This window comes from Microcystis sp. M169S2, assembly GCF_020245865.1.
GTDB classification, from domain to species: Bacteria; Cyanobacteriota; Cyanobacteriia; order Cyanobacteriales; family Microcystaceae; genus Microcystis; species Microcystis ichthyoblabe_A.
This window is the reverse complement of sequence record NZ_JADBUB010000075.1, coordinates 1-8,806: the sequence shown is the minus strand read 5'-3', so window position 1 is coordinate 8,806 and position 8,806 is coordinate 1. Positions and strand designations below refer to the sequence as shown.

Here is an 8,806-nt window from a genome sequence, read left to right as displayed (position 1 = left end):
CAATGAGTTTGGAGATTTGGACTTGAGTTTTACCGTCATTTAACAACAACAATATCAAAACTCTTTCTCTAATGTAAGGATTTTTTTCTTCTTTCAGTGCTTTTTGTAACTTTTCTTTTTGTTCGGAATTCAAGTGATTAGGAGCTGGCATAGCTATTGATATTTGAATAGGTTACTGTTTCTATTATACGCTATTTAGATGCTGAACAGCTTAGCTTGCCATAAATGTTGAAATGTCTCTGCACTATGATCACCAATTACCCATCCAAGAATTCCATCTCGAAAGTTGTCAACAGCCGTCCAAATCCAGATTTTGTTCTTTTTTTTACCAACAAAGGTCTCTAATTCATCTAGTTCTCCCACTTCTGGAATCGTTTCTGGATTATAGGAATCAGGCAGCAGTTTTCCCACTTGTTTGACCCAATCCATAATGGTTGTTCGTGAGACTCCCGTCCTCTCTCAATGCCTCGAAATTCCATGCCATTTACATACATTTTCAGACAGGTGCGCTTCACATCATCGCTATAGCCCTTGGTTTCATAGCTATCGATGAACTGACGACCACAGTTTACACATATATAGTTTTGTTTTTGACCACGATGACCATTTTTATTGATGTGGTCACTTTTACATTCTGGACATTTCATCGTTTTTTTTCCTTCATTGAGTTTCTATCTATTTTGCTTTCTCATCTCTTTATCTGACAACGCCGACTTTACAGCTTACCATCTGTCTCATAAAGTCGGACTGATTGATGCCTTAATTGCCGCTTCTGCTGTTGGGCATAATGCAACCCTTTGCACTTTCAACGTGAAGCACTATCAAGTCATCCCAGGCTTGACCACGGATCAACCCTATAGTCGTCTCTGAAGTCGCCTAACTTCACCGTTATCTGTCAATATTCTCGTTTTCAAGGTTTAATTGGGCAATGGCTCCATCAATCAAATCACAGCCCTCCCCCAGAGATTCGATGCGCGAAAACCGATCGCGCCAAACCGCCGCACCGGTAAAATCCTGACAATACCAAGCCAGATGTTTCCGCGCCTGCCAGATACCGCGTTGTCCCTTGTATAGCCATAGCCCCTGTAAATGCTCTTTAGCTAGGCTTAACAGGTCAATAGAGGTGGGTTTCGGCAACTTTTTGCCTGTTTTGAGGTAATAATCGATTTCCCCCACTAAATAGGGATAACCGAGGGTTCCCCGCGAACACATCACCCCATCGGCCCGGGTAAATTCCAAACAATTAATCGCCGCTTCCACAGAAACAATATCACCATTAGCAATGACAGGAATCGATAAAACCTCCTTCACCCGTTTAATCCATTGCCAATCGGCCGGCCCGTGATAACCCTGTTCCCTAGTGCGTGCGTGCAGGGTCAACATTTGCGCTCCCGCATCTTCCAAACGACGGGCAAAATCGATAATATTAATCTCCTGAGCGTTCCATCCCAAGCGAGTTTTCACCGTTACTGGCACCGATACCGCTCTCACCACTTCCTTAACAATTTGCTCGGCAATTTCTGGCTGTCGTAAAAGGGAAGAACCACCGCCTTTTTTAGTAATTTTATTAACTGGACAACCCATATTAATATCTATGGTCATCGCTCCTTCTTTAACCGCTTTTTCCGCCGCCACAGCCATAAAATCGGGACGGCAATCAAATAACTGCATACTAATTGGTTGTTCTTTGTCCCCGATAACCATTAATTGCGGTAACTCTTGCAGCTGGGAGATTTCTGTTGCATTAACCATCTCCGTATAGAGCATGGAATCAGGAGCAAAGCGTCTCACCAAGCGACGAAACACTAAATCGGTGACACCAGATAAAGGTGATTGCAAGACGCGGCTATGCACTTCTAAGTTACCGATTTTGAGAGGGGATGAGTAGATAGCCATAGGAAAGGTTAAAAAATCAACAGCCAACACCAGCAAACCGAACAATTAGGGGATAGTTCCGTCACTGTTAGCATTTTGCCAACCCCTAATATATGGTTAACCGTCAACTTCTAGTCTAAAACTACCTGTATGATGATTGGAGAGGATAGAATCTTATCTCTCCTAAACGAGTAATTAAACAAAAATTTCGCTTTTTTTTATGGATAATCTGCAACTCTGGCAACGTTACCAAGATTGGTTATACTATCACCCTAACCTAGAACTTTATCTCGATGTCAGTCGGATTCCCTTCGATGAGGCTTTTCTCAAAGGTCTAGAAGCAAAATTCGAGCGTGCTTTCCAAGATATAGCAGCTTTAGAACAGGGTGCGATCGCAAATCCCGACGAACAGCGTATGGTCGGCCACTACTGGCTGCGCGCTCCTGAACTCGCTCCTAACCAGGAATTGCGGGACGAAATCACTGAACCCATAGCACAGATCAAAGAATTTGTCAAGAAAATTCACTCTGGAGCAATTAAGCCGCCCAATCGGTCAAAATTCACCCATATTCTCTGTGTAGGCATCGGGGGGTCTGCTTTGGGTCCCCAATTCGTTGCCGAGGCTCTATCCCCCCTTAATCCCCCCTTAGAGATTGCCTTTATTGATAATACCGACCCCAAAGGCATTGATCGCACCTTAGCCCATTTACCCCTAGCTACCACCCTGGTTATCGTCACCAGTAAATCTGGCGGCACTCCCGAAGCGAGAAACGGAATGTTAGAGGTCCGCAACGCTTACGAAAAACAAGATTTAGACTTTCCGCCACACGCGGTCGCCGTCACTATGCCTGGTAGCCAACTGGACAAATACGCCCAAGATTGGCTAACTCGTTTCCCCATGCAGGATTGGGTCGGTGGTCGTACATCAGAACTATCCGCCGTCGGTCTTCTCCCGGCCGCTTTGCAGGGTATCGACATTGATGAAATGTTAGCCGGGGCCAAAGAAATGGACATGGCCACCCGCGTCCATAACCTGAAAAAAAATCCTAGCGCCCTACTTGCTCTAGCTTGGTATCATGAGGGCAACGGCAAGGGAGAGAAAGATATGGTGATTCTGCCCTACAAAGACAGTCTCTATCTCTTTAGCCGCTATCTGCAACAATTGGTCATGGAGTCTCTCGGTAAAGAAAAAGACCTCGATGGTAATAAGGTGTACCAAGGTATCGCCGTCTATGGTAACAAAGGTTCCACGGACCAACACGCCTACGTTCAACAATTACGCGAAGGGATTCCCAATTTCTTCGCTACTTTTATTGAAGTGTTAAAAGACCGACAAGGAGATTCCATGGAAGTGGAAACCGGCTCCACTGCTGGCGATTTCCTCTCAGGATTACTGCAAGGTACTCGACAAGCTTTATACGAAAACAGTCGTCACTCTATCACGATCACGATCCCAGAGGTTACTCCCCGTCAGGTAGGGGCCTTAATTGCCCTCTACGAACGGGCCGTTAGTTTCTATGCTAGTTTAGTTAATATTAACGCCTACCATCAACCGGGGGTAGAAGCAGGGAAAAAAGCCGCTGCTTCTATTCTGGATTTACAAAGAAAAATCGTGCAAGTTGTCCGGGAAACGGGAACTTCTCTCGACCTAACCACTCTAGCGGCCAAAATCGGCGCTAGTGACCAAGTTGAGGCTATCTATAAAATTGTCCGTCATCTCAACGCTAATCAGCGCAGTTTAACTATTACCGGCGATTTAAGTAAACCGGAAACAATCCAAATCTCTACCCGCTAATCAGTTATCAGTTATCAGTTATCAGTTATCAGTTATCAGTTATCAGTTATCAGATGTAAGTTTTAAGTTTTAAGTTAATTAGTTATTTAGTTATCAGATGTAAGTTAATTAGTTATTTAGTTATTTATTTATCTTCATCTTTATCCCTGTTTACTGTTTACTGATCACTGTTTACTGTTTACTGATCACTGAATGTAACTAACCATGGAAATGCTTGAAAACCTGAAAATGGCTTTTTCCGCTTTGATGGCTAATAAACTGCGTAGTGGTCTGACTATGCTGGGAATTGCTATCGGTAACGCCTCCGTCATTGCCCTAGTGGGAGTGGGTGAAGGAGCGCAAAAAGTCGCCCTCGAGCAGTTTGAAGCTCTCGGACCGAATGTTTTATTTGTTTCCACCTCCTCGCGCAATGTCCGGCGGACAATTCCTAATCCTCGGCCTCTCACCTACGAAGATGCTCAAGCGATCGCATCTCAAGTTCCCGCCATTGCCGCCATTTCTCCCGAATTGAGCGGCACAAGAGTCTTATCCTTCGGTAATAGAACCAGTAATAGCCCCCTGATCGGGGTGGGAGCCGAATACCTAAATGTGCGTAACCGTCAACTGTCTAAAGGTAGATTTATTATGGAATCTGACCTGAAACGGGATAATCGGGTGATTGTCTTGGGATCGGAATTAGCTAAAAATCTCTTTGGTAATCGCAATCCCGTCGGCGAAAATCTTCGCATCGGCGATCTTAGTTTTCAAGTTATTGGAGTTTTACAGGCGAAAGGCTCCTTATTTGAGGCTAATCAGGACGATCGAGCCTTAATTCCCCTAACTACCATGTCTAATCAGGTTTTAGGGCGCAATTCTATCTTTGGCATTCCCCTGACTCATATTTCTGTCTTGGCCAAAAACTCTGCCCAAATTAAAGCCGCCCAGTTTCAGATTAGCAACCTGCTGCAAATGCGTCATCAGGTCAGTGACGAGAATTATGTGCAGATTTTCCCCCAAACCGCAGTCTTAGAAATGACCAAAGAGACTAACGAGAGTTTAACTAGAATGTTAGCCTCGATCGCTAGTATTTCCCTTTTTGTCGGGGGAATCGGTGTCATGAATATTATGCTCGTGTCAGTCACGGAGAGAACCCAAGAAATCGGGTTAAGAAAGGCTTTAGGAGCGAAAGAAGGGGATATAAAAGGTCAATTTATCATTGAATCGGTGATTTTAGCCACCACTGGCGGAATTATCGGGATTTTTGTCGGCATTCAAGGAATGTATCTAGCGGGAATTTTTGCAGCTTTGACCACCAGTGTCTCAATCCCTGCCATAATTCTCGCTTTAGGAGTTTCCAGCGCCATCGGTCTGATTTTTGGTGTTGTTCCCGCTCATCGTGCCGCTAAATTAGATCCGATAGTGGCTTTGAGAAGATTATAGTTTTTCTAGTTCTTGTCCTGGCCTCGGGATTCTATACCCGCGTCCGTTGCCGTAAAGCCCTCCGCTTGCGCTAATATTTGCAAATTATGGGCTATGGAGGCGAAGGAATCGGCAGGATATTCGATCAAAGTGGCGGAATCGAGAAAAGTTTCCACTCCCACGGGACAACCCAAATAATCAGCCACCGCTTTTGGAGTAGTGGAACCAAGGAGAATAGTTCCCGATTGTCTCACAGAAGATAGCTTTTCCCAAGGTTCATCGATCATTAAGGATAAATGGGTGGGAGCAAAAAGGTTCGATAATTCGATCGCTTTTTCCAATGATTCCACCACCACGATTAAACCATAATGAGCGATCGCTTTTTCCGTTAACAATCTCTGGGGATGTACCTGTAACTGTTTTTGTACTTCTTCCTGTACTATTAAAGCCAAAGCCTTACCCGTCGTCAATAAAATCGCAGCCGCTAGAGAATACTGTTCCGCTTGCGCTAATAGATCTAGGGCCAACTGTCTAGGATTAGCTTGACTATCGGCAATAATAACTAAATCAGAAGTAATAGAGAGATAATCGATTTTTACATGGTCAGAAACCAGTTTTTTAGCCAAATTAGTGTAAAAATCACCTATTCCAGCAATCATCTCCACAGGAGCGATCGTTTTTGTCCCGTAGGCTAAAGCGGCGATCGCCTGTGGTCCAGCCACCCGATAAATTTCACTAATACCCACCGATTGGGCTGCCACTAAAATCGCCGGATGGATGCGTAAATCCTCATCGGCGGGAGATACCATGACAATCCGTTTAACCCCCGCTATTTTGGCAGGAATCGCCTGCTGGAGCAATAAACTGAGATAGGCCCGTTTACCATCGGGAACGACAATTCCCACACTGTTAATCGGTTGATAACGTTTCCCTCGAACCGTACCATCCTCAGGAAACTGCACCCAAGCTTTGGGGAGACGCTGACGGTGAAAAGCCTCCATTTTTGCACAGGCAACAGCGATCGCATTTAATAACTCCTGGGACACCTGTTGATAAGCTGCATCGAGTTCCGAGCCACTCACCTTCAGTTGTTGTAGATTAAGGGACTGTTGGTAGAATTTTTCCGTGTAATCCACCAACGAGCGATCGCCAGAAAGTCGCACCTGCTCGACAATCTCTCGGACAAGCGATTCTTTTTCCCGAATTTCCGGATCGTCGAACCGTTCCCGAATTCGTCTCAGTTCCGTTCTGGCTGACCATGGCTCTGTGATAATTCGCAACATCGAGCTATTATCCTCTAGGGGCGAAACGAGATTAAAAGGTTTTCACTTCTCACACTCTAGCTTATCGCTTTCAATCTTGACCGGGGAGGGAGACAAAGTCGGTTAATTTAGCCGTCAGGAGATAGGAGTCGGTCGTCAGGAGTCACGAGATAGGAGTCAGGAGTCAGGAGTCAGGAGATTATTTTATTTATTCTCCCCATACCCCAATTCATAATTCATAATTCATAATTCATACTTCCCCCTCCCCCATACCCCACTTCCCCACACCCCACACCCCACACCCCACACCCCACACCCCACTTCCCCACACCCCACACCCCACACCTCACACCCCACTTCCCCACTTCCCCATCTCCCCACTTCCCCACTTCCCGATTTCCCCAAGGTAACAAAACCAGATATTCTACTAAATAGTCGCCTATCACACCAGCCTGATCTCGTGGTCGTCCAATGCAGTTTGCCAAGATATTAATCGCCAATCGCGGGGAAATCGCCTTAAGAATCCTTCATAGTTGCGAAGAATTGGGCATTAGAACCGTTGCCGTCCACTCTACCATCGATCGCCATGCCCTTCATGTTCAACTGGCCGATGAGAGTGTTTGTATTGGTCCGCCTCCGAGCAGCAAAAGTTACTTAAATATCCCTAATATCATCTCGGCTGCCCTAACGCGCAACGCCACGGCCATCCATCCCGGTTACGGTTTTTTGGCAGAAAACGCCCGCTTTGCCGAAATTTGTGCCGATCATCAGTTAACTTTTATCGGTCCGTCCCCCAGCGCTATCCTGGCTATGGGGGATAAATCTACCGCTAAAAAAACCATGCAAAAAGCGGGAGTTCCCACTATCCCCGGCAGTGGTGGTTTAATTACCTCGGAAGCGGAAGCAAAGCGTATCGCTGATGACATCGGTTATCCTGTCCTGATTAAAGCCACCGCCGGCGGTGGAGGGCGTGGGATGCGTCTTGTCAAGAGTGCAGATGAACTAGGTAATATGTTAAAAGCCGCCCAAGGGGAAGCAGAAGCTGCTTTTGGCAATTCAGGAGTATATCTAGAAAAATTTATCGAATGTCCCCGACATATCGAGTTTCAGATTTTGGCCGATAGTCACGGTAACGTGATCCATTTAGGAGAAAGAGACTGTTCGATTCAGCGACGACACCAAAAACTGCTAGAAGAGGCCCCCAGTCCCTTCTTAACGCCCCATTTACGCTCAAAAATGGGTAATGCCGCCGTTAAAGCCGCTAAATCGATTAATTACGTCGGGGTGGGAACCGTGGAATTTTTAGTGGATAAACACGGTAATTTTTACTTCATGGAAATGAACACCCGTATTCAGGTGGAACACCCCGTCACGGAGATGATCACGGGGATAGACCTGATCCGAGAACAAATTCTGGTAGCACAGGGCGAAAAACTGCAAATTAAGCAAGATCAGGTGATATTTAGAGGGCATTCGATCGAGTGTCGCATTAATGCCGAGGATCCCGATCACAATTTTCGCCCTCACCCTGGCAAAATTAGCGGTTATCTGCCCCCCGGTGGTCCTGGTGTCCGCATGGATTCCCACGTTTACACCGATTACGAAATCCCCCCCTATTACGATTCCCTAATTGGGAAATTAATTGTCTGGGGAGAAAATCGCGAAACTGCGATTAAACGCATGAAACGCGCTCTGCGGGAATGTGCGATCACGGGAGTACCGACGACTATTGATTTCCATCGTAAAATACTGGAAACTCCAGCTTTTTTAGCCGGAGATGTTTATACTAATTTCATCCAGGAACATCTCTTGCCCTAGGGCGTTACCATAAATTTTAGACGAGAGTAGGTTGGGGATAATAATGACAGTAGAAGTTAAATTTAACTCGTTTCAACTCAGCGATGAACAGTTCTTTCAACTTTGTCAGGATAACCGAGATTTACGTTTGGAACGCAGCGCGAAAGGAGATTTAATTATTATGCCACCGACTGGAGGAGAAACCAGGGTTCTTCTCGACTTTGTGTGATAATTTTTGCTTATAGAATCGTGAAATGTTCACTGGGAAAGACTTTTAGGACTATTTTGCTGAAGAAACTATTAGTATAGAACCCGTTTGCACACAAAAACTAAAAGAGCCAAACAAGCAATTCTAACGCTGGAATCACTGCCCAATTATGGTTATGGAATAACCTAAATAAATTAGGTGTGGTTTTTGATTCTTCTGGAGGATTTAAACTACCTAACGGGGCTGATCGCTCTCCCGATGCTGCTTGGATACCTTTAGAAAAATGGCAAGCTTTAACCCCACAACAAAAGGAAAGATTTTTGGCTCTTCGTTACTCTTTATGCTAAATCAACATACAAGATGCCAAGATAACATACTTCTAACCCAAAAATTCCGAAAGTTTCTAAAGCCATAGCCTCTCCGTTTTATTAGTTTAAGTTTATTGTTGATTCCCTCGACCACCCCATTCGT

At 45.2% G+C, this 8,806-nt stretch carries 6 protein-coding genes and 3 pseudogenes; 5 read left to right on the top strand and 4 right to left on the bottom strand.

The window, feature by feature from the left end; translation table 11 throughout:
* Nucleotides 1–216: 216 nt before the first annotated feature.
* A pseudogene (locus IM485_RS07950) lies at nucleotides 217–647 on the bottom strand (IS1 family transposase); the annotation flags it as partial.
* A 241-nt stretch (nucleotides 648–888) separates the two neighbouring features.
* Nucleotides 889–1,896 (bottom strand): tRNA dihydrouridine synthase DusB, encoded by a 1,008-nt coding sequence (dusB, locus tag IM485_RS07945; RefSeq protein ID WP_104397664.1) that lies wholly within the window; start codon nucleotides 1,894–1,896, stop codon nucleotides 889–891.
* A 199-nt stretch (nucleotides 1,897–2,095) separates the two neighbouring features.
* Here dusB and IM485_RS07940 point away from each other — a divergent pair, with 199 nt between their 5' ends.
* Together IM485_RS07940 and IM485_RS07935 are read left to right on the top strand one after the other, a co-directional pair.
* Complete coding sequence (locus IM485_RS07940; protein ID WP_287742322.1) at nucleotides 2,096–3,670, top strand: glucose-6-phosphate isomerase; 1,575 nt, start codon at nucleotides 2,096–2,098, stop codon at nucleotides 3,668–3,670.
* A gap of 204 nt (nucleotides 3,671–3,874) precedes the next feature.
* Nucleotides 3,875–5,089 carry an ABC transporter permease gene (locus tag IM485_RS07935; RefSeq protein WP_104397624.1) on the top strand — a complete coding sequence of 405 codons (1,215 nt, stop codon included), beginning with the start codon at nucleotides 3,875–3,877 and terminating at the stop codon, nucleotides 5,087–5,089.
* A gap of 5 nt (nucleotides 5,090–5,094) precedes the next feature.
* Here IM485_RS07935 and hisD read toward each other — a convergent pair whose 3' ends face one another.
* Nucleotides 5,095–6,351 (bottom strand): histidinol dehydrogenase, encoded by a 1,257-nt coding sequence (gene hisD / locus IM485_RS07930; protein ID WP_287742319.1) that lies wholly within the window; start codon nucleotides 6,349–6,351, stop codon nucleotides 5,095–5,097.
* A gap of 450 nt (nucleotides 6,352–6,801) precedes the next feature.
* Between hisD and accC the strand changes: the two genes are divergently transcribed.
* The 3 genes and pseudogenes from accC to IM485_RS07915 form a co-directional block, all read left to right on the top strand.
* On the top strand, nucleotides 6,802–8,148 hold the full coding sequence (accC, locus tag IM485_RS07925; RefSeq protein ID WP_002734953.1) for an acetyl-CoA carboxylase biotin carboxylase subunit: 1,347 nt from the start codon (nucleotides 6,802–6,804) through the stop codon (nucleotides 8,146–8,148).
* Nucleotides 8,149–8,191: 43 nt separating this feature from the next.
* A pseudogene (locus IM485_RS07920) lies at nucleotides 8,192–8,332 on the top strand (Uma2 family endonuclease); the annotation flags it as partial.
* Nucleotides 8,333–8,475: 143 nt separating this feature from the next.
* A pseudogene (locus IM485_RS07915) lies at nucleotides 8,476–8,664 on the top strand (Uma2 family endonuclease); the annotation flags it as partial.
* A 19-nt stretch (nucleotides 8,665–8,683) separates the two neighbouring features.
* On the opposite strand, the gene IM485_RS07910 reads toward IM485_RS07915, so the two are convergent.
* A partial coding sequence (locus tag IM485_RS07910) for a transposase (protein ID WP_287741075.1) occupies nucleotides 8,684–8,806 on the bottom strand: 123 nt, incomplete at its 5' end.